We start from the raw sequence: 21,382 nt of genomic DNA, 5'->3' as shown, positions 1-21,382 counted from the left end.
TTATATTTAAATTGAAAATGTCTATTCCCCAAATATGAGAAAAACTTTACTATTATTACTGTTATTATGCACTAAACTTACTTTTGCTCAGTTAAATGATAATTTTAGTGATGGGGATTTCACCAATAATCCAGCATGGGGAGGGAGTACAGCGAACTTCTTCATCAATGGAAGTGGGCAGTTACAGTCCAATGGGCCGAATGTAGCTAATCAAAATATCTACTTATCTACGCCTAACTCTTACGCTAAAAATGCTGTTTGGGAGTTTTTTGTACAATTAAACTTCGACCCAACGACTTCAAATTTTCCACGAGTATATCTAGTTTCTAATCAAGCGGATTTATCAGGAGCGTTGCAGGGATATTTTTTTCAGATAGGTGAAACTGGACAAACAGATGGTTTTCACTTGTATAGACAGAATGGTACAAGTACTACCCAAATTATTACAGGTGCAGCTAAAACTAGAGCAAATGCGAATTTGGTAAGTGCTAAAATAAGAGTTACCAGAGATGCAGATGGAAGATGGGAGCTTTACTCTGACGTAACTGGCGGTACAAATTATACGCTTGAAGGAGCGGTAACCGATAATAATTATACAACTACCACACATTTCGGTGTAAATTGTAGATACGGTACAGCTTCAAGATATAATCAGTTTATCTTCGATGATTTTAGGATCACTGAACTCGTTCCAGATATAATACCGCCTAAAGTTACGGCACTAAGATCAATAGATACAAAAACACTAGAGGTTACTTTTGACGAACCACTAGGAACAACATCTGCACAAACTTTAACTAACTATTCGTTATCTAATGGACAAGGAAATCCTATCACTGCGGTCATGGGAAGTGCCAACAACATCGTAAACCTGATTTATGCGAATGACTTCGTTTCGGGTAGTTATACTTTGACTGTTAGCAATGTTGCCGATGCCAAAGGAAACGCCATTACTACGCCTATAGCTGCGCAACTTTTTTACGTCGAACCTTACACGGCTAAACGGGGCGATGTTATTTTCAACGAAATTATGGCAGCGCCGATATCCAGTGCGGCAACATTAAACAAAGAATATTTCGAGCTTTACAACACTACAGACAAATATATCATCATCACAGGGTGGAAATATAAAGATGCGTCTACTTCAACCGCCACTTTTGCAGCTGATACTTTAGCGCCAAAATCTTACCGAATTGTTTGCGCAAATGCAGATGTAGATCAGTTTAAGGCGTACGGCAAAACCTTGGGCATATCTCCTTGGCCTATCTTAAATAACGATAAGGACGATTTGAACTTATTTTTGCCAGATGGAACTACCGTGATCGATTTTGTTTCTTATACAGATGCTTGGTATCAAGACAATACTAAAAGAACCGGTTACGCTTTGGAGTTAATTAATTTAAAAAGCAATTGTCCTGGTGCGCCCAATTGGATTGCAAGTACAGCTACAATAGGAGGGACACCTGGTGCGCAAAATTCAGTTTATTCAGAATTGGATCCCGTAGCTCCGAAATTGATAGGATTAGAAATACTTAGCACCACAAGCGTTAGGGTAGATTTTGATAAAACTATACAAGTTGATGCTTTGAGTTTGCCAGTTAACTACTCGTTTAACAACGGAATTGGTTCGCCGACAACTGCGGTTCCGGTCTCTGCATTCAACAAAAGCGTTACCTTAACTTTGGCTACTCCAATTGTAAGAGGCGTAGAAAGTGTGTTAACGGTTAGTAATTTGGCAAGTTGTGGAGGCGTTTTAATCGACCCAGCTCATACAACTGCTAAGATTTTCTTGGCAAAAGAAATTAAACCCAACGACATACTCATTAGCGAGGTGCTTTTTAATGAGAGGGCTGGAGGTGCAGAATTTGTAGAAATTTATAATGCAACTAATGATATTCTAGATCTGAAAGATTTACAGATTTCTAATGCCAATTATACCGGTGCAAATGATAAAAAGGTAATTACCGCAACTTCTGTGTTTATTCAACCAAAAACTTACTGGGTACTTTCTAGAAATCCTGAAGCGGTTAAACAGCATTACGATGTGAAAAATCCACAGCAAATGGTACAAGTTGCTGCATTGCCAACTTATACTAATTCGGCAGGAAGTGTAAAACTTTGGAAAGCTGCTGAATTAATTGACGATTTATCATACACAGAAAAAATGCACCACGCTTTGTTGAGAGAAGTTAAAGGCGTTTCACTTGAACGTGTTTCTTTCACCAAAAGTGCAAATGAAGCAGGTAATTTACAGTCGGCGGCAGCTTCAGTTGGTTTTGCTACACCTACCTATAAAAATTCACAAAGTGAAGATACGAGCGTTAAAAATTCGGTTACAGTAGCTAACAAGACTTTTTCGCCAGATAATGATGGCTTTGAAGATTTGCTGCAGATCGATTACCGCTTCAAAGAAAATGGAAACTTAGCGACTATCAATATTTATACAGATAAAGGTGTACTTGTACGCAGGTTGGCAAGAAACATCACGATGTCTACACAGGGAACCATCAATTGGGATGGCTTAAATGATGGAGGTCAACTTTGCAAAGTGGGGCTGTATGTGATAAAAATAGATACTTTTCATGTTAACGGTACTGCCGACAGTTTTAAACAAACGTGTGTATTGGCATCGAAGTTAAACTAGTACATCATGTCGTTTTTTCTTTCCAAGTTTCTGTTGTTTATCATCCGTCCCATGGTATGGATTGTGGTACTAGCGCTTTACAGCTTGTTTTCTAAAAATAAGCGGTACAAGAAAAGAGCATTGATAACATCCATTGCGCTATTTTTATTCTTAACCAATAATTTCATACTTGGAATGGTAGCTGGTTGGTACGAACCTAAGTATCCGAGTTTAAAACACTATGATATTGGTATGCTTTTAGGCGGTTTTTCAAGTTATAACACAAATACTAAGTCCTTAAAAGCAGAAATTTCTGGCGATAGACTTGCGCAAACTATTAAGTTGTACAATCAAGGTGTAATCGATAAGATTTTAATGAGTGGTGGAAGCGGTAATTTTTTAGAAAAAAATCCAGTGGAGGCTATCTATACCGAAGAATACCTTAAGGCAATTCAAATTCCAGATAGTGCTATTATTATAGAAAAGAAAAGCAGAAATACGAAGGAGAATTTTGCTTACACTATAGAGATTTTGAAAAAGATGAATAAACCTGATGCTAAGATTTTGGTAATTACCAGTGCTTGGCATATTCCAAGAACCAAATTGCTGGCAGAAAAGCAGGGGCTGAAAAATGTAGACTATTATTCTACAAATTCTTTAAAGGATAACTACAGTTTCGAAGATTATCTACTACCACAATCTAAAGCCATTATGGGATGGGAGCTTTTAATCAAAGAGTGGGTTGGGTATTTGACTACGAAGTTAGGGATAACTTAATATGTAGAATAGCACGTCATTTCGAACGTAGAGAGAAATCTTTGAAAATGTAATGAATTATTAATCCAAAGATTTCTCCATTTTGTTTCACTTCAGTCGAAATGACGTCATGCTATTTCAGCAAACTACCCTTAATGTAATCTATACTAGCCTTAATTGAACCAATATGATCTGGTTTATAATTAGTTTCTTGTTCTAAGTAAATATGTTTTACACCAGAAAGTTCGGCTTTAGCGAATATGGATTTGAAATCGATACTACCTTTTCCTATTTCAGTGTTCCAATCTTTTTTGGTTTTATCCATATCCTTTACATGCCACATTTTAAACCTGCCAGGATACTTTTTAAATAGCTCTACCAGATTACGACCAGCATGCGCCGCCCAATATAAATCTAGTTCGTAATAAACTAAGTTAGGGTCGGTTTCTGCTAGCATGATATCCAGACCAGTTTTGTCACCAAATTTATCAAATTCGAAACCGTGGTTATGGTAGCCTACATTAAGACCAGCTTTGATACAAAGCTCACCAGCCACATTTAATCTTTCTGCTACTCTTTTATAGTCATCTGCCGTTTTACGTAGTTTATCATCTAGCCAAGGTGCTACAACATACTTGCTGCCTAATGTATTAGAAGCATCAATGTATGCTTTGATGTCATCCAAATTTCCTGTAGTAACATAGTTGTCAAATGCAAAATGCCCACTGGGAGAAGTTAGGCCATTTGCATCTAGTAATGCCTTAAATTCCATTGGGTTTAATCCCCAAAAGCTGCCATTAACAGCAGCATAGCCATAAGTTTCTACTTCTTTAAAACCAGCTTTGGCAACTTTTTCAATTACACCTTTAACATCTTTGCCAATAATATCTCTTAAGCTGTATAATTGTATGCCAACAGCTTTTTTGGCAGGAGCAAAGGCATTGCTCAATGAAGGGGCTAATGCTAAACTTGCAGCAAGTATGCCCGTTTCTTTAATGAAATTTCTTCTGGTGCTCATTATGCAGCCTCCGTTTTAGTTTTATCGTTAAATAATACACTGAATAAAAGAAATACAACAAAAGCAATACCAGCTGGGATTGTCCAAATCATCTTCCAATCTTCTATTCCGTTAACTTTATATGTTTCGGTAATTTGACCAGCAACAATGAAACCAATTAACATCCCCACACCGTAAGTGGCCAATGTGATTAAACCTTGTGCAGAACTTTTAAACTTTTCGCCAGCTTTGGAATTGGTGTAAATCTGACCAGAAACAAAGAAGAAATCATAGCAAATACCGTGTAATGCAATACCAAGTAATAACATAAAACTCAATTCTCCTGCATTTCCGAAAGCAAATAAAATGTACCTAACTGTCCAAGCTAGCATACCTACTAAGATGGTTTTCTTAAATCCGAATTTCTTAAAGAAAACTGGAATAGCTAATAAAAATAATACCTCAGAAACTTGACCAATAGTCATTTTACCTGTAGGATTATCTACACCGATTTTAGATAAGAATAAGTTAGCATTTTGGTAATAGAATGCTAATGGAATACATATCAAAATAGAAGATACGAAGAAGATAAGGAAGTTTTTATCCTTCAATAATTTTAACGCGTCTAAGCCTAATATTTCAGAAACTTTAATATTCTCTGTTGATTTGTTTTTTGGAGGAGTTTTAGGTAATAAGAAACTAAAAAGACCTAAGCCTAATGAGGCAACAGCAGACATCAAGAAAGTATTTTTTAATGCTCCGTTTGCTGATGCTTCCTGAGAATCCCAATGGAAGAAATAGCTGATAAGAACGCCTGCTAAAATCCACCCAATGGTGCCCCAAATTCTGATGTTTGAAAACTCTTTCTCTGGATCTCCCATTTGATTAAAAGAAACAGAATTTACTAACGCTAAAGTTGGCATATACAATACCATATAAACAAAAACGTAAGGGTAAAATACGCTGATGTCAGTTGCACTGTACATTTGGTACATCAAAATAGCACCAATAATATGTAGTACTCCTAATATTTTTTCTGCATTAAAATATCTATCCGCAATTAAACCAATAATGAATGGCGCTATGATAGCCCCCCAAGATTGTGTAGAGAATACCGATCCAATTTCTGGTCCAGAAGCACTTAAGTTTTTGTCTAGGAAAGTACCTAATGTTACAAACCATCCGCCCCAAATAAAAAATTCGAGGAACATCATAAAGGATAGCTTGAAGCGAGTAGTAGAGTTCATATTTAGTTAGTTATGGTTTATGGTTATTAGGTATAAGGTTTGGTACGTTTGTAAAATCCTACGCACTAAACCTTATACCTTTACAGCTTATTAAAGTTCTTTAATCATTATGTTACGAAACCAAACTTCATCGCCGTGATCTTGTAAGGCAATTTTACCAGTTTTATAAGTCCCAAAGCCTTCCCATTTAGCAAATTTGCTGTTAGCGATCAAATTTTTCCAGTTGTCATCCCACATGGTGGTTTCTACAACCTTTACACCATTTAGCTTAAAAGTTAATTTGCCTTTGTTACTAATGATTTCTGCCAAATTCCATTCGCCAACTGCTTTTACAGGCTCGCTTTTGCTTTGGATCATATCGTACAAATCGCCAGAACGGTGCTTCGTAATTTTGCCATCTGGATGACCATCGTTATCCAAAACCTGCATTTCAGGACCAGTTAGATAGGTTTGTTTGTATTTAGAAACATCCTCATGTACAAAGAAAATGATACCGCTGTTAGCTTTTGGAGCTACTTTCCATTCTAACTTTAAATGGAAGTTGCCATATTCTTTGTCGGTTACTAAGTCGCCACCGTCTTTGTTTTTTAATTTGGGATCGAAGTGTAAAACACCATTTTCAGCGTTCCATGCTTTGCCTACAAAATCTTTTCCGTAGGTGTGCCAACCTGTTGTTGTTTTTCCATCGAAAAGAGGAGTGAAGCCTTTTTTCTTTTGTGCGTTAACGCTAATTGAAGCAACCATAAGTGCTGCTATTAATATCTTTTTCATTTTCTTTAATTGGTCGTCATTTCGAGCGAAACGTAGTGAAGTCGAGAAATCTTTGGATTACATCTTTAAAAGATTTCTCACGTGCGTTCGAAATGACGATATATTTATGTTTACTGCTAACTGTCTATTTCTCTCCTAATTTCCAACCTTCGCGGTAATCTCTCTTCACGAATTGATTTACATCATCGAAGTTGGTTACTTTCATTTGGTCGTTATCCCAAAGCAGTTTTCTGTATCTGCCAGGGTAGCTTACCTTACCTTTGTCGTTAATTCTTTGAACGTCGGCAGCTCTAATTGCCAAGTTTGCCATCAATAAACTTTCTGTTAAAGGACCCGCAATTTCGAAAGGAGAACTCAACTCTTTTTTGCCATAACCAGCGATACAACCTTCTACCCATTGTCCGTAGTGACCATTAGCCTGACCAGGAACACGAGCAAATTTCTGTGCCACGTTTAAGTTTTCGTTACGAGAAAGTGGAATTAACCTAGCTTTATCGCCATAAGTGTTAGCCATCATTTTACCTTTGGTACCGATAAATAACGTTCCATTACCACCATCGCCAAATAGTTCATCAGCACCTAATTCTTCTGGACGAGTAGGTTGAATACCTCCATCCATCCAATGAACAGTAACATCGCCTTGCGTTTTATTGGTTTTAGGGAATTTTAAGGTTACGTGGCTAGACGGAGGACAACTTTCTGGGAAATATCCACGCTTAAACTCATCAACGTAAACCGAACCTACACTCGCTTCAACTTCTGTAGCATATTTCAAATTGAGCACACTAAAAGGAGTTTCTAACAAGTGACAGCCCATATCACCTAGTGCGCCAGTTCCGTAATCCCACCAACCACGCCAGTTAAAAGGAACTAATTTTTCTACATAATCTTTGTAAGGAGCTGTTCCTAACCACAAATCCCAATCTAAGTCTTTTGGTACATCAGCTTTGTTTTTAGACCAAGGAATACCTTGAGGCCAAACCGGTCTATCTGTCCAGGCGTAAACGGTATGTACATCGCCAATTAAACCAGCATCATACCATTCGCGTAGTAAACGTGGGCCGTCATTACTAGCGCCTTGGTTACCCATTTGCGTAACTACTTTATATTTTTTAGCAGCTTCGGTAAGTATACGAGCTTCGTAAATATCGTGAGTTAATGGTTTTTGAACATACACGTGCTTACGTAATTGCATTGCTGCAAGAGATTGTATAGCGTGGTTATGATCGGGAGTAGATACGGTAACAGCATCAAAATGCTTGTGTTCCTTATCGTACATTTCTCTCCAATCTTTGTAAAACTTAGCTTTTGGGAAACGTTTGACACTGTTTGCTGCCCTACGAGCATCTACATCACATAAAAAAGCAACTTCTGCTTTGCCACTTTCGTGAATTAAACGTAAATCGCTATCTCCTTTTCCGCCCACACCTACGCCTGCTACAATTAGTCTGTCGCTAGGTGCAAGGTAGCCTTTGCCACCTAAAACGTGACGAGGTACAATGGTAAATGCTGTAGCAGCAACTGCACCCATTTTCAGGAAGTTACGTCTACTCTGATTATTATCTTGGTTCATATGGTTTGGTTTTAGTTTATTAGGCCTTTTATCAAATCAATGATGTCTGCCAACGGTTATCTGATAATTATTTCTTTAACGATAGGATATATTTAGCCATCAACTTAGCATCGCTTTGCGAAATTTTTGGATGCGGTGTCATAGGGATTTTGCCCCAAACGCCAGAGCCACCTTTAATAATTTTATCAGCAAGGTAATTGATGCTTTTATCATTTTTAGGATACTTTTTAGCTACGTCTGTGTATGACGGACCAATAAGTTTATTGATTTTGTGGTGACAACCAATACAGTCTGACTTGTTGATTAATAACTCGCCACCGCTCATTTGCATAGTAGCAATTTTTGGTGCCAAAGCATTATTGATATTCACCGCTGGCTCTGTTTTTGGCTCGGGCTTAAACGCCGATAATGAAGCAACAAATATTGAGGCTACTCCAAGAATTAAAAAGGTTCGTTTCATGTGTGTTTTGTATTAGGGGTAATAATTAAAGTTAATCTCAATTGTTGTAAATACGTCTCTATAATCCAAGTATTTTTTTGTTGAAAGCAGCATCACTTCCGGCAGCGGCAAAGTCATCAAAGGCTTTATCTGTTACATTGATAATGTGTTTCTTGATAAATTCTGCGCCTTCTCTAGCTCCATCTTGCTGATTTTTAATGCAGCATTCCCATTCCATTACTGCCCAACCTTTATAATCGTACTGTGCTAACTTGCTGAAAATAGTTTTAAAATCAACTTGGCCATCGCCCGGTGAACGGTAACGACCAGCACGATTTGCCCAACTTTGGTAACCTCCAAAAGTTCCTTGTCTTCCCGTTGGATTAAACTCAGAATCTTTTACGTGGAAAGCCTTAATTCTTTCGTGATATAAATCGATGTATTGGATATAATCTAATTGCTGTAGCACAAAGTGCGATGGGTCATACAATAAACAAGCTCTAGGGTGTTGATTTACTTTGTCTAAGAACATTTCGTAGGTAATACCATCGAATAAATCTTCTCCAGGGTGAATTTCATAACAAACATCTACGCCACAATTATCAAATTCATTTAAAATAGGTAACCAACGTTTAGCTAATTCGGTAAAAGCTTCGTCAACCAATCCATCTGGGCGTTGCGGCCACGGATGGAAGAACTGCCAGAGCAACGAGCCACTAAAAGTGGCGTGGGCATTTAAGCCTAAATTTTGCGAAGCTTTAGCAGCGTATTTTAGTTGTTGTACCGCCCATTCGGTGCGTGCTTTCGGATTGTTTTTTACTTCTGGCGCAGCAAAAGCATCGAACAATTCGTTGTAGGCAGGATGAACTGCCACCAACTGACCTTGCAAATGCGTAGAAAGTTCAGTGATCTTTAAACCATGCGCAGCAACTTTGCCAGTTAATTCATCTGCGTAGGTTTTACTTTCTGCTGCTAATTTCAAATCGATAAAACGATTATCTAAAGTAGGCATTTGAATACCTTTAAAACCTAAATCTGCAGCCCATTTGCAAATATTATCTAACGAGTTGAAAGGAGCTTCATCGCTTATAAATTGTGCTAAAAATACCGCAGGTCCTTGTATTGTAGTCATCGGTTGTTGTTCATTTTTGGTTGGTGGTTGATAGCTTATAGACAAATTGCCCTTTTATCAACCATTATCTATTAAACTATAAAATCATGCCATTTTTGCTCCGATTTGCTCGAGGCAACTACGTTTTCTATAAAAGCCATCCCTCTAACACCATCTTTCGCTGTAGGGAAATCTAACATATCTTCGGTAGGAGTTTCGCCGTTTAACTTTGCATCTAATGTTAAAGCGAAGTTGCTATAAATGTTGGCGAAAGCTTCCAAATATCCCTCTGGGTGACCCGAAGGCGTTCTAGTGTTATGAGCTGCAACGCTATGTAAATAACCATTACCTGTCCTGTAGATTTGCGTAGGCTGGTTTAGCCATTTTACCAATAAGGTGTTTGGCTCCATTTGATGCCATTCTAAACTGCCTTTTTCGCCATATACGTTAATGCGCAAAGCATTTTCTTCGCCAGTAGCAATTTGGCTTGCCATTAATAAACCGTTGGCGCCATTGTCGAATTTTAAAAGCACATTCCCGTCATCATCTAAAGCTCTTCCATCTACAACGATATTTAAATCGGCACACATTTTTGTAATTTGCAGACCAGAAATGTATTCTGCTAGTTGTGCTGCATGAGTGCCAATATCGCCCATACAACCACTTATGCCACTTCGAGAAGGGTCGGTACGCCAAGCCGCTTGTTTATTGTCATCGCCTGTGGCAGCGCTTAACCAACCTTGAGGATAGTTTACACAAACCTTTCTGATTTTACCAAATTCGCCGCTTTTAACCATGGCTTTAGCTTGCTTAACCATAGGATAAGCCGAATAGGTGTGGGTTAAAGCTAAAGTTAATCCAGTTTCTTCAACTTTCTTTTGTAATGCTTTGGCTTCTTCTAAAGTAAAAGTAATAGGTTTATCAATCATCACATTGAAACCGTGCTCCAAAGCCAGCATTGCAGGTTCGAAATGCAAATGGTTTGGCGTTACAATACTCACGAACTGCATTCTTACATCGACTGGTAATTTGCTTTCCGCTTCGAACATTTCTTTATACGAAGTGTAGGCTCTATCTTCCGGTAAAAAAAGTTCTTTGCCAGATATTTTTGCATTTTCTGGATTAGAACTCAATGCACCACAGCACAATTCTATTAAACCATCTATGTTAGCGGCAATGCGATGTACGGCACCAATAAAGGCATTTTTTCCGCCACCAATCATTCCCATTCTTATTTTTTGTTTCATAAATCTTTGAGCTAAAAGACCAAAGTTGAAAGACTAAAGCTTTTTATTCATTCGCTTTAGTCTTTGAGCTTTTCGCTTTTACAGGTTTCCTTTTTTCAATTCTTTTACTGCAAAATCTGCTGAACGAGCTGTTAATGCCATAAAGGTTAACGATGGGTTTTGGCAACCGATAGATGGCATACAAGCACCATCAGTTACGAAAACGTTTTTTACCTCATGCATTTGGTTCCACTCGTTCAGTACCGAAGTTTTAGGGTCTTTACCCATTCTAGCTGTACCCATTTCGTGGATAGCCATGCCTGGATGGCAACCGTTATCGTAAGTTTTGATGTTTTTTGCACCTGCAGCCTCTAACATTTCTGCAGCATCGTTCATCATATCTGTACGCATTTTTTTCTCATTGTCTTTGTATTCGCAATCTATAGCCAATACCGACTGCCCCCATTTATCTTTCTTATTGTGATCGATGAAAACACGGTTCTCGTAATAAGGTAACATCTCTCCAAAACCACCAAAGCCCATTCTCCAAGCGCCAGGAGTGGTCATTTTTTGCTTAAACTCTGCGCCAAACGCTAACTCGGCCACATCATTTTGCCAGTTTTGTCTCGATGCACTTCCTTGATAACCGAAGCCTCTTAAATAATCACGTTTATCGCTACCAACGTTTCTGAAACGAGGCACATAGAAGCCATTTGCACGGCGACCGTAAGTGTAATATTTATCGAAGCCTTCAAACTCGCCATTAGCACCACAACGGAAATGGTGATCCATTAAGTTGTGACCTAATTGACCGCTGCCATTACCCAGGCCATTAGGATGAGCTTCTGAAGTTGAATTTAATAAGATGAATGTTGTGCCTAACGTAGAACCATTTACGAAAACGATTTTAGCATAAAATTCCATCGTTTTGTTAGTTAGGGCATCAATTACAGCAACACCTTTTGCTTTTTTCGTGTCTTTATCGTAGATGATATGATTTACAATAGAGTACGGTCTAAGCGTAAGATTGCCAGTTTCCATTGCCGCTGGTAGGGTAGAAGACTGCGTACTGAAATATGCACCAAACGGACAGCCACGGCTACACAAGTTTCTGTACTGGCAACTGCCACGACCGTTATGGGGAACCGTTAAATTTGCTACACGACCAATGGTCAACAAGCGTTCGTTGCCCCATTTTTGCTTGATACTCTCCTTCACAGATTTTTCAACGATGTTCAAATCCATTGGAGGTAAGAAATGTCCATCTGGTAAAACACCTTCTAATCCTTCGTTTTGTCCACTAATACCAGCAAATTTCTCTGCGTAGTCGTACCATGGTGCAATATCTTTATAACGGATAGGCCAGTCGTTACCGAAGCCATCTTTCGCGTTTTCTTCGAAGTTAACATCGCCAAAACGATAACTCTGGCGGCCCCACATCAATGATTTTCCACCAACATGAAAACCTCTGTACCAATCAAATCTTTTAACTTCTGTATATGGGCACTCTAAATCGTTTACCCACCATTTTTCGGTTACTTCGTTATAAGGATAATCTCTTTTTTGCACAGGGTGAGTTCTTTTCATCTCCTCAGTTAACCTGCCAGCGTGTTTCACATCCCAAGGGTTTTTCATGGCGCCATCATAATCTTTGATGTGCTCAATGTTCATCCCTCTTTCTAACATTAATACTTTTAAGCCTTTTTCGGTAAGTTCCTTTGCAGCCCAACCACCACTAATACCCGAACCCACTACAATAGCGTCGTAAGTATTTTCAGCTTTTAAATTTATATTTAAGTTCATTTTGTTTGTTCTGTTTTGTTTAGGGGAAGGATATTTTTAGGTAGCCCAAGATTTTTGACCAGGTTTAAGCGGATAAGCACCATCGTAACTGCCTGGAATTAACACATATTCTCTTGCTTTGGTACATCCAATTTCTGAAGAGAAATAACCCAGAGAAGTCAAATCTCTCACCGTAGTAAAGAAATAAGTGATGTCCACTTTTTCAGGAAGCTTGTTCGTTTTTTGATCTAAAGTTTCTTGCCTCAAGGTAGTTAGCATTTTTTTACGCTCTGCCAACGGAATTAACGCGAAACTTTTTTTGTAAGTCTTTTTGGCTCTAGCTTCAAATTCTGCCAAACCTTTTTTAAATGACTGCTGTTGCTTTGCAGGGTAACAGTCGTTAATCATCATCGGGATAAATTTACCTACGCCTGCTGCTTTTGCTCCGCCCGAAGATTTGGTTGTTGGAATAATTACATCAGCAATTTCGGTAAGCGCCCTTAATTGCTCTGAAGTAAAAGTGACTGCATTCTTTTCGTTTTCTGGAATAGTGTAGCTGCTGAACAAGATATCCGTTGTTCCAGCAGAAATAGCAGTTCCTAAAAGGATAGCCACGCTTCTGAGTGCTTCTCTTCTGTCCATAATTGGTATATATCGGTTTATAAGTGTGTTTTTTACACGATGTAATTTAACGTAATTATAGTAATTAAAAATTATTTCTCAATGCTTGTTACAAAATTGGTACAATAATTTATTTAAAATACATCTAAAACGATTTACTTGATGTTGTAAGTGACTAGTATTTTAGTGATTTGAGGCGCTAATTGTTCTGCCATTCTATAGAAACCTAGGTCGTTCGGATGTACGCCGTCGGTAGTAGCATCATGGTCTTCGCCTAGCAATTTGTCTGCAGTGATCAAGTAAATGTCTTTTACGCCAGCATTCTTTAAACGGTTAAAAGCTGCGGTTATCTCTTCGTTTTGCTTACGCACGCGATCTTTAACAACCAAGTCAAAATTTCCTTGTTCTCTAATTACAGACTGCATTAAGATAATTGGTGCTTTTGGATGTTTCTCTCTCACTGTTTTTACAAAATTCTCAGCACGTTCCTTTATTTGTTCTGGCGAAGGGTTGGGTACACAATCTAAAACAAAGGCATCGGCTTGGATATCGCTTACCATTTTAGCGGCAGACTTCTCCATTTTGGCATTTCCACTGATGCCTAAATTCATGAAATATAAGCCAGTATTTCTGGAAAGAATTGCTGGATAAGCCATTCCAGGTCGCCCTGCAGATGCTCCATGAACAATACTAGAACCATAAATCGCAATCTTATGTCTAAAAGGATTATTCAGACTGCTTATTGTACTGCCTTCGTCTGTTCCTATTTCAAGACTTTTCAGTTCATCGTAAAGTGGTAAAAAAAGCATGCATTCTTTTTCCGAACCATCCATATTTTTTACCAAGTCAAACTTGCTGCAAACAGCACTTGGTCTGCCTACACCTGCAAACTGCCATTTGCCATCTTTTTTAATATAAAGATCTAGTCCTTTTTGTGCAATTGGAGTGAGGTTATTCGAAGCTTTTGCTTCGGTTACACACCATTTTGCCGAAATGCTTTTGCTATTTGTTTTAAAAGTAATTGCTAAACCTGCAGAATGTGTTAGTAGTCGTTTTACGGCAACTGGCAGATCATTATATTTCGCTGTGTCTACGCGGTGGTAAGGAGTGCTTGTGTTAAAAGCCTTGCCATATAAGTGGAAATTGCTTGCATCACGAAATATGGTATTTTGCGCAATTGCCAGCTGCGACATTGTTAAAGCAATCATAAATACTGCGATTACTTTTAATTTACTTTTTTTCATTGGTTTGGTATCGGTTTTAATTATAGAGATAATTGTTTTAAACGAAACAAATTGTAATAATAACAAGGGTAAATATAATTAAAATTAAGAGTATGGTAATATATCGAAACAGGATATTTTCGTCAAAAATTATAAGCTTATTGAAAATTTTAATTGAGTTTGGTGAGGAGATTGAAACACTGCCTTTAATGTACAGATTGGGTGTCCCCATCCGCTTAAATATTTTTACTTGCGAAAGTAAGACAGTTTCTTAAACTCTTTTAAAAAATCCCAACGCTTTTATGCCATTTTTTTAACTTTGTCAAATTTCAATTATTAATGAAGGATAAAATTTTAGTTCTTGGTTCAAATGGACAGATAGGGACCGAATTGGTAACTGCGCTTCGTGTGACTTATGGAAGTGATAATGTTGTTGCTTGCGACATTCGAAGACCAGATTACGAGATCAAAAATGCGGGTCCGTTTGAGTTTGTAAACGTACTAGATAAAGATATACTTAAAGCAATTTTTGAAAAGTATAAGCCTACACAAGTTTATTTGTTGGCGGCATTACTTTCTGCTACTGGCGAGCAAAACCCTAAGTTAGCTTGGGATTTAAATATGAACGGTTTATTGAACGTTTTAGATCTTGCTTTGGTTTACAAAACGGCAAAGGTTTACTGGCCAAGTTCCATTGCTGTATTTGGTCCAAATTCTCCAAAAAGCCATACACCGCAGTTTTGTACCATGGATCCGAACACGGTTTACGGTATCAGTAAGTTGGCAGGCGAGCGCTGGTGCGAGTACTATCATCAAAAATACGGCTTGGATGTAAGAAGTATCCGTTATCCAGGCTTAATTAGCTGGAAAGCAGCGCCAGGTGGCGGAACAACAGATTATGCCATTCACATTTTTCACGAAGCATTGAAAAAAGGAAGTTACTCTTCATTTTTATCGGCAGAAACCGAATTGCCAATGATGTACATGGATGATGCTATTCGTGGTACGATCGAATTGATGGATGCACCTGCAGATCAAATTAGCATTCGTTCTAGCTACAATTTTGGTGGCGTAAGTTTTACCCCCGAAGTGTTAGCAGCAGAAATTAGAAAACACATTCCAGATTTTAAGCTAACTTACGCAGCTAATGATCCGCGACAAGAGATTGCCAACAGTTGGCCAAAATCTATAGATGATAGCTTTGCGCAAAAAGATTGGGGCTGGCAGCCAGAATTCGATTTGGCAAAAATGACGGCAGATATGTTAACGAATTTGAAAAAATAAAAGTGTTTGGCGTTCAGCGTTTGGCGTTTTTCGCTTCCCGCTTATCGCTTAACTCAATACAATAAACAATGGGAAGAGCATTCGAATTTAGAAAAGAAAGAAAATTTAAGCGTTGGTCTAAAATGGCCGTTCAGTTTACGCGTATAGGTAAAGACATTGTAATGGCGGTGAAAGAGTCTGGTCCAAATCCAGAAACTAACTCTCGCCTGCGTACCGCAATGCAGAACGCCAAAGCGGTAAATATGCCCAAAGATAGGGTAGAGGCAGCTATTAAACGTGCTTCTGATAAATCTTTAGCCAACTACGAAGAAATTGTGTACGAAGGTTATGCGCCTCACGGCGTTGCCGTTTTAATTGAAACTGCTACCGATAATACCAACCGTACAGTAGCAAATGTTCGTAGTTATTTCAATAAAACTAATGGTTCTTTAGGTAAAACTGGTTCGTTAGATTTCGTTTTCAACAGAAAATCTATTTTCAGATTTGCACCAACTGAAGAGCTTGATTTAGAAGAATTAGAGTTCGAATTAATTGATGCTGGTTTGGAAGAACTTTATGTGGAGGCTGATGAAGAAGGAAACGATATTGTCGTTGCACAAGGTGCTTTCGAGAATTTTGGTTCGTTGCAAAAAGCTTTGGAAGAGAAAGGTTTGGAGTTGAAAAGCTCGAAACTAGAGCGTATTGCTTTATCTCACCATGAAGTAACGGAAGAGCAAGCGGCAGATGTGTTGAAATTGATCGATAAGCTAGAGGAAGACGACGACGTTCAGGCGGTTTATCACAACATGGCTGAATAATAAGCCAATAACATAAAGCCCTGTGGTAATTATACTGCAGGGCTTTTTTATTTGAAGTGCAAATTACTGCTTCTAGGTACCGATAGTCCCGCTGACTTGTCCCGATAATTCGGGATACATTTCAAGTCCTCTCCCGATGAAAATCGGGATTGCGGGCTTTCCATTTCTGTCGGGGCTAGGTTTCGAAGCTCATTGCATAATCCGTAGCCATTTTCTAGACATCCTGTTCAATTTACTACAATAGGTTTTTGATTGCCACCGCCGTCAAAATTTGAGCTATCGCACAGGCTGTAGTTACCTAAACCCGACTGACAGCGGTACCAATTAAAAGTTTGATGTTGCAGCGTACGTTCGTGTTTGGGATTTAATTGGTTTAGCAAAAGGCGGGACTGAGCTTACCGATAAGCACTGTAATTGCTTTTCAAAAAATAATTATTGATGGCATTTGCCTCTTTTTATAAGCTAATCGAAATCTTTTCGTTATTTTTAAAATTATGCAAGCATCGCAAAAACCAGACGAAATTAGATTTGAAAGTAGCTTAGAACTGCTGGCTAAGCAGGTGGTAGAGGGTTTTATTACCGGTTTGCACAAAAGTCCATTTCATGGTTTTTCGGTAGAATTTGCGGAACATAGGCTCTACAATAACGGCGATAGCGTGAAAAGTATCGACTGGAAGTTGTTTGCCAAAACGGATAAATTGTTTAGCAAACGCTATGAGGAAGAAACGAATTTACGCTGTCAGTTTGTGATTGACGTATCTTCATCAATGTATTTTCCGAACGATAAGTATAACAAGCTCACTTTCGCAGTACAAAGTACAGCTGCTTTGATTTATCTGCTTAAACGCCAGCGAGATGCTTTTGGCCTAAGTTTGTTTACAGATGAATTGAAGTTGAACACGCCTGCGAAATCTACAAGTGTGCACCAAAAATTTCTGTTCAATAAGTTGGAAGAGGTTCTGGCTGCATCTCAATTGAATGTGCAAACCGATTTGTCGGCGGCTCTGCATCAAATTGCAGATTTAATACATAAACGTTCGTTGGTGGTTGTTTTTAGTGATATGTTGCAAACGGCTAATAGTGCAGAACGTTTGGATATGATATTTTCTGCTTTGCAGCACCTTAAGTTTAATCAGCACGAGGTGGTTGTTTTTAACGTAACCGATAAAGCTAAAGAGTTAGATTTTGATTTCGAAAACCGCCCGTATGAGTTTGTGGATATGGAAACTGGAACTGTGTTGAAGGCGCATGCTACCAAGGTTAAAGATGCTTATTTAACACAAATGAGCGATTATAGGGCTAACTTGGCGTTAAAATGTGCACAATATAAAATCGACATGATTGATGCGGATATTAATGCAGGCTTTAATCAAATTTTAGAAGCATATTTGATTAAGAGGCAAAAAATGAATTAAGGCCCCCTCTATGCCTTTGGCATTTCTTCCCAGGGGGGAATATATTCTCGTCACTGCGAACTTAACAAAGCAATCTTTCCAAAAAGTAATCCCGTTTTGCAGAGATTGCTTCGTCGTTCCTCCTCGCAATGACGGAAAAATTTTAAATTGTGTTAAAACAATACATCACCGATCTCGGCATCCTTATCAAATACTGATTTTGCAAACGGGCATAAGGGCATAATCTTTAATTGGTTTGCTCTGGCATATTCCACGGCTTTCATCAACATTTGTTTTCCTATGCCTTTACCTTTAAAGTCTGGGTTTACATCGGTATGGTCTATGATGAATTTGGTTGGACCAGCCCAGGTGTAGGTCATTGAACCTGCTTCTGTGCCGTTATCTACTGCTTTGAATGTGCCTCTTTTCTCGTCGTTTTCTTGAATGATTTCCATGTTTTTGTAGGTTTTTTAAACTTAATTAACCTTCACTTCTTAATGTTTTTCAAAATACTAAACACTAGGGAATTAAGATACATTAAGTAAGTTTCTATCAATTAAGCTTTTTGAGTTATTTTCTCAATGTTTTTTAAAATCACTGCGCAAGCGTTTCTGATTTCATCTTCTGTAATAATTAGCGGTGGTGCAATTCGCATGGCATCACTGCAATGCAAAAACCAATCGCTAATAATTCCATCTTCAATGCAGGCATCTATAATTGCTTTGTTCGTCTCAAAACTATCGAAACCTATCGCAAGCATCAAGCCCTTTCCTCTAATTTCGGTAATAGCTGGGTGTTGAAGGAGCGATTTGAAAAGTTGTCCTTTGGCTTCAACTTGCTCCACTATTTTTTCATCCAGCAAGGTATTTAACGTTGCCAAACCAGCAGCACAGCAAACTGGATGTCCACCAAAAGTTGTCATGTGGCCTAAAATTGGATTGTAAGATAGTACCGACATGATTTCGATAGAACTAATGAAAGCTCCAATTGGCATTCCGCCCCCGATACCTTTGGCAAGTAGCAAAATATCTGGAGCTACGTTGTAATGCTCAAAAGCAAACATTCTTCCTGTTCTGCCAAAACCAGATTGGATCTCGTCGAAAACCAACAAAGCCCCAGTTTCATCACATCTTTTTCTTAAAGCATCCATATAGGCTTGATCAGCAACTCTGATGCCTGCTTCTCCTTGTATAGGTTCTATAAAAACAGCTGCGGTTTCGGTCGTAATTTTTTCTAAATCCGCAATACTGTTGTGATTGATGAAGTCTACATTCGGTAAGAACGGACCGTAACCTGCAGAATAAAAGTCGCTCTCCATTAAACTTTCTGCGCCCTGCGTACTACCGTGATAAGCATTTTTACAAGCCACAAAGCCTTTTCTGCCAGTGTAACGTTTAGCTAATTTCATAGCTCCTTCTACGGCTTCTGCACCCGAGTTTACAAAATACGTGCTGCTTAAATTGTTTGGTAAAACCGAAGCTAAAGCCGTAGCAAAGTTAACCTGCGGACTTTGAACAAACTCGCCATACACCATTAAGTGCATATAAGTTTCGACTTGGTTTTTTACTGCCGCAACTACATTAGGATGGCAGTGACCCACATTACTTACACCAATGCCAGCAATTAAATCTAGATAAGGTTTGCCTTTTGCATCATAAATATGAACACCTTTTGCCTTTACAAATTCGAGCATTAAAGGAGTAGGAGAGGTTTGTGCGTTGTGCTGTAAGAAAAGTTGTCGTTGGGTAAGCATGGCGCAAAAATAGCTGATTTAAATTTCAGTTTTTTGGAAATAACGTCAAATAAAAAAGTCCCAGTGCTAAACTGGGACTTTTCTAAATTCTCGTTGTATAAGCTAATTCGTTTGCGGAGCAGGCATTGCCGCTCTATATTGCTGTAAAATTTCTTTTTTAAAAGCTTCTTGTGCTCTGTAGAACTTGCCTACTGTTTTAATAGGTAAGCTAGATTTAAACTTGTTATAATATTTACGTTCGATATTCAAATCACGTTGTCTAAAATTGAAATCGTTTAAAATTAAAGTTTGAATTTCTTCATCGTCTAAATCTTCAATTTCTTTCAGTTTTCTAAAGCTGATCATTTTTTGAGAACGCTCTTTCCTTAAAGTAGATAGTTCTCTTACATAATCGTTATAGATTGGCCAGAAAATTTTAGCATCTTCTGCCGATAAATCCAATTTTGTAGTTAACCAGGCAACTTTTCTGGCCTCCATTTTTTCTCCACCTCCGCCACGTGGCCCTTGGGCTGTAGCTAGAAAAGGCATAGAAATCAATAGTACAAAAATAAGGTGTTTCATTCTTTATAAATTGTTAGATAAATCACTAGTAGAGAAATTACTTAAAATGTAATTTTCCATTTCGTCATCTGTTACGTTAGCAGTTTTAACATTTTGGCTTTCTTGTACGTATTCTAGAATTACGCTTTCATCAATATCATAAAGCATTTGTTCTTTGGCCAGCTCTGTATTGCGTAACCGTTTGTTTTGATATTGTTCGTTTGCAAACCATCCTGTAGTTGATACAACTACCAAAGACGCAGCAATTGCATATTTAAATAATGGCTTTTGCCAAAGTTTAACTGTGTTTTTGTTGATGATAGTTTTGGCTTCGATGGTTTGTTGCAGCTTGTCAAAATAGCCATCTGGTACTTTAAATCCGCTTGTTTCTTCCGTAAATTGCGCTAAGGTAATTCTCGATTTAATTTGGCTTTCCAAATCATCGAAATAATTTTCAGGTACATTAAAACCTGAATGTTCACTTTTTTGTAGCGAACTCATAAATACAGACTGATTAATCCTTTCCTCCAATCCTTCAAAATAATTAGAAGGAACTGTAAAAGGGTTAGATTTTTTCAGCTCAGCTAATCTTGGCGCTTCGTTTTCCCATTCCATATTTTCGGCCATTTTACTCATTCGTATTTATTGATGTTTTTTTAGACAAAAGGTTTAATCTCAATCTTCATTTAATAAAATAGTTTCGATTTTTTTTACGGCAATGTGGAACGAAGCCTTTAAAGCGCCTACACTCGTGCCTAAAACTTGAGATATTTCCTCATATTTCATGTCGTCAAAATATTTCATGTTAAAGATGATGCGTTGCTTCTCTGGAAGTGTAAGTACAGCTTGTTGTAATTTGCGCTGAACTTTGTCGCCATCGAAATGTGTGGAAGAGGCTAGTGTTTCAGCAAGCTCAGTATTCACTTCATCTAAAGAAATATTATTACGGTTTTTCTTCTTGTTAAGAAAGGTGATGGATTCGTTGGTAGCAATTCGGTAGATCCAGGTGTAAAGCTGCGAATCGCTGCGAAAGTTGTGCAAGTTTTTCCAAACCTTCACAAAGGTTTCCTGTACTAAATCATCAGCATCATCATGGTCTATTACTAACCTGCGGATATGCCAATATATTTTCTGCTGGTATTTCTGTAGCAATAAGTTGAAACCTACATTGCGAGTTTTTTCATCATTAAACTTCGAAAGTATTTCTTCGTCTTCAACTTGCTTCATTTAATTAATTTTTAGACA

The 21,382-nt window shown here is 38.1% G+C and carries 20 protein-coding genes; 5 read left to right on the top strand and 15 right to left on the bottom strand.

All coding sequences use genetic code 11. The features are described 5' to 3' along the window. Nucleotides 1–34: 34 nt before the first annotated feature. Together AC23ME_RS09120 and AC23ME_RS09115 are read left to right on the top strand one after the other, a co-directional pair. Entirely contained in the window at nucleotides 35–2,644 is a 2,610-nt protein-coding gene (locus AC23ME_RS09120) for a lamin tail domain-containing protein (RefSeq protein ID WP_487727446.1), read from the top strand. A gap of 6 nt (nucleotides 2,645–2,650) precedes the next feature. Beyond that, a complete protein-coding gene (locus tag AC23ME_RS09115) occupies nucleotides 2,651–3,400 on the top strand; it encodes a YdcF family protein (RefSeq protein WP_487727445.1) in 750 nt (249 codons plus the stop codon). A 112-nt stretch (nucleotides 3,401–3,512) separates the two neighbouring features. Here the strand turns inward: AC23ME_RS09115 and AC23ME_RS09110 are convergent, their stop codons facing one another. The 10 genes from AC23ME_RS09110 to AC23ME_RS09065 all read right to left on the bottom strand — a co-directional run bounded on the left by AC23ME_RS09110 (nucleotide 3,513) and on the right by AC23ME_RS09065 (nucleotide 14,390). Next, a complete protein-coding gene (locus tag AC23ME_RS09110) occupies nucleotides 3,513–4,397 on the bottom strand; it encodes a sugar phosphate isomerase/epimerase family protein (RefSeq protein ID WP_487727444.1) in 885 nt (294 codons plus the stop codon). Continuing rightward, a complete protein-coding gene (locus AC23ME_RS09105) occupies nucleotides 4,397–5,623 on the bottom strand; it encodes an MFS transporter (RefSeq protein WP_487727443.1) in 1,227 nt (408 codons plus the stop codon). The genes AC23ME_RS09110 and AC23ME_RS09105 overlap by 1 nt, the downstream gene beginning before the upstream one ends. Before the next feature lie 90 nt (nucleotides 5,624–5,713). After that, nucleotides 5,714–6,394, bottom strand: coding sequence for a 3-keto-disaccharide hydrolase (locus AC23ME_RS09100; protein WP_487727442.1), 681 nt, complete (start codon nucleotides 6,392–6,394; stop codon nucleotides 5,714–5,716). Between the two features lie 124 nt (nucleotides 6,395–6,518). Continuing rightward, nucleotides 6,519–7,967: a Gfo/Idh/MocA family protein gene (locus AC23ME_RS09095; protein ID WP_487727441.1), complete on the bottom strand. Its 1,449-nt coding sequence runs from the start codon at nucleotides 7,965–7,967 to the stop codon at nucleotides 6,519–6,521. A gap of 67 nt (nucleotides 7,968–8,034) precedes the next feature. Continuing rightward, complete coding sequence (locus tag AC23ME_RS09090; RefSeq protein WP_487727440.1) at nucleotides 8,035–8,427, bottom strand: c-type cytochrome; 393 nt, start codon at nucleotides 8,425–8,427, stop codon at nucleotides 8,035–8,037. 58 nt (nucleotides 8,428–8,485) lie between these two features. Continuing rightward, nucleotides 8,486–9,538: a sugar phosphate isomerase/epimerase family protein gene (locus AC23ME_RS09085; RefSeq protein ID WP_487727439.1), complete on the bottom strand. Its 1,053-nt coding sequence runs from the start codon at nucleotides 9,536–9,538 to the stop codon at nucleotides 8,486–8,488. Between the two features lie 71 nt (nucleotides 9,539–9,609). Then, a complete protein-coding gene (locus tag AC23ME_RS09080) occupies nucleotides 9,610–10,764 on the bottom strand; it encodes a Gfo/Idh/MocA family protein (RefSeq protein ID WP_487727438.1) in 1,155 nt (384 codons plus the stop codon). Between the two features lie 78 nt (nucleotides 10,765–10,842). Then, nucleotides 10,843–12,546 (bottom strand): GMC oxidoreductase, encoded by a 1,704-nt coding sequence (locus AC23ME_RS09075; protein WP_487727437.1) that lies wholly within the window; start codon nucleotides 12,544–12,546, stop codon nucleotides 10,843–10,845. Nucleotides 12,547–12,582: 36 nt separating this feature from the next. Next, on the bottom strand, nucleotides 12,583–13,167 hold the full coding sequence (locus tag AC23ME_RS09070) for a gluconate 2-dehydrogenase subunit 3 family protein (RefSeq protein ID WP_487727436.1): 585 nt from the start codon (nucleotides 13,165–13,167) through the stop codon (nucleotides 12,583–12,585). Nucleotides 13,168–13,301: 134 nt separating this feature from the next. Further along, a complete protein-coding gene (locus tag AC23ME_RS09065) occupies nucleotides 13,302–14,390 on the bottom strand; it encodes an SGNH/GDSL hydrolase family protein (protein WP_487727435.1) in 1,089 nt (362 codons plus the stop codon). A 318-nt stretch (nucleotides 14,391–14,708) separates the two neighbouring features. Here AC23ME_RS09065 and AC23ME_RS09060 point away from each other — a divergent pair, with 318 nt between their 5' ends. The 3 genes from AC23ME_RS09060 (at nucleotide 14,709) to AC23ME_RS09050 (ending at nucleotide 17,865) form a co-directional block, all read left to right on the top strand. Continuing rightward, nucleotides 14,709–15,653, top strand: coding sequence for an NAD-dependent epimerase/dehydratase family protein (locus AC23ME_RS09060; RefSeq protein ID WP_487727434.1), 945 nt, complete (start codon nucleotides 14,709–14,711; stop codon nucleotides 15,651–15,653). Between the two features lie 68 nt (nucleotides 15,654–15,721). Then, on the top strand, nucleotides 15,722–16,450 hold the full coding sequence (locus AC23ME_RS09055; RefSeq protein WP_487727433.1) for a YebC/PmpR family DNA-binding transcriptional regulator: 729 nt from the start codon (nucleotides 15,722–15,724) through the stop codon (nucleotides 16,448–16,450). Between the two features lie 494 nt (nucleotides 16,451–16,944). Continuing rightward, nucleotides 16,945–17,865, top strand: coding sequence for a DUF58 domain-containing protein (locus AC23ME_RS09050; protein ID WP_487727432.1), 921 nt, complete (start codon nucleotides 16,945–16,947; stop codon nucleotides 17,863–17,865). A 152-nt stretch (nucleotides 17,866–18,017) separates the two neighbouring features. Here the strand turns inward: AC23ME_RS09050 and AC23ME_RS09045 are convergent, their stop codons facing one another. The 5 genes from AC23ME_RS09045 to AC23ME_RS09025 form a co-directional block, all read right to left on the bottom strand. After that, nucleotides 18,018–18,299 carry a GNAT family N-acetyltransferase gene (locus AC23ME_RS09045; RefSeq protein WP_487727431.1) on the bottom strand — a complete coding sequence of 94 codons (282 nt, stop codon included), beginning with the start codon at nucleotides 18,297–18,299 and terminating at the stop codon, nucleotides 18,018–18,020. 101 nt (nucleotides 18,300–18,400) lie between these two features. Then, nucleotides 18,401–19,597 (bottom strand): aspartate aminotransferase family protein, encoded by a 1,197-nt coding sequence (locus tag AC23ME_RS09040; RefSeq protein WP_487727430.1) that lies wholly within the window; start codon nucleotides 19,595–19,597, stop codon nucleotides 18,401–18,403. Between the two features lie 102 nt (nucleotides 19,598–19,699). Then, nucleotides 19,700–20,158, bottom strand: coding sequence for a hypothetical protein (locus tag AC23ME_RS09035; protein WP_487727429.1), 459 nt, complete (start codon nucleotides 20,156–20,158; stop codon nucleotides 19,700–19,702). 3 nt (nucleotides 20,159–20,161) lie between these two features. Next, nucleotides 20,162–20,773, bottom strand: coding sequence for a hypothetical protein (locus tag AC23ME_RS09030; protein ID WP_487727428.1), 612 nt, complete (start codon nucleotides 20,771–20,773; stop codon nucleotides 20,162–20,164). Between the two features lie 39 nt (nucleotides 20,774–20,812). Continuing rightward, nucleotides 20,813–21,364 carry an RNA polymerase sigma factor gene (locus tag AC23ME_RS09025; RefSeq protein WP_487727427.1) on the bottom strand — a complete coding sequence of 184 codons (552 nt, stop codon included), beginning with the start codon at nucleotides 21,362–21,364 and terminating at the stop codon, nucleotides 20,813–20,815. Nucleotides 21,365–21,382 lie beyond the last annotated feature (18 nt).

The sequence above is a fragment of the Pedobacter sp. T50_32 genome (genome assembly GCF_057652195.1).
Note: the sequence above shows the minus strand (reverse complement) of the source record. Positions and strands in the feature narration are given on the sequence as shown.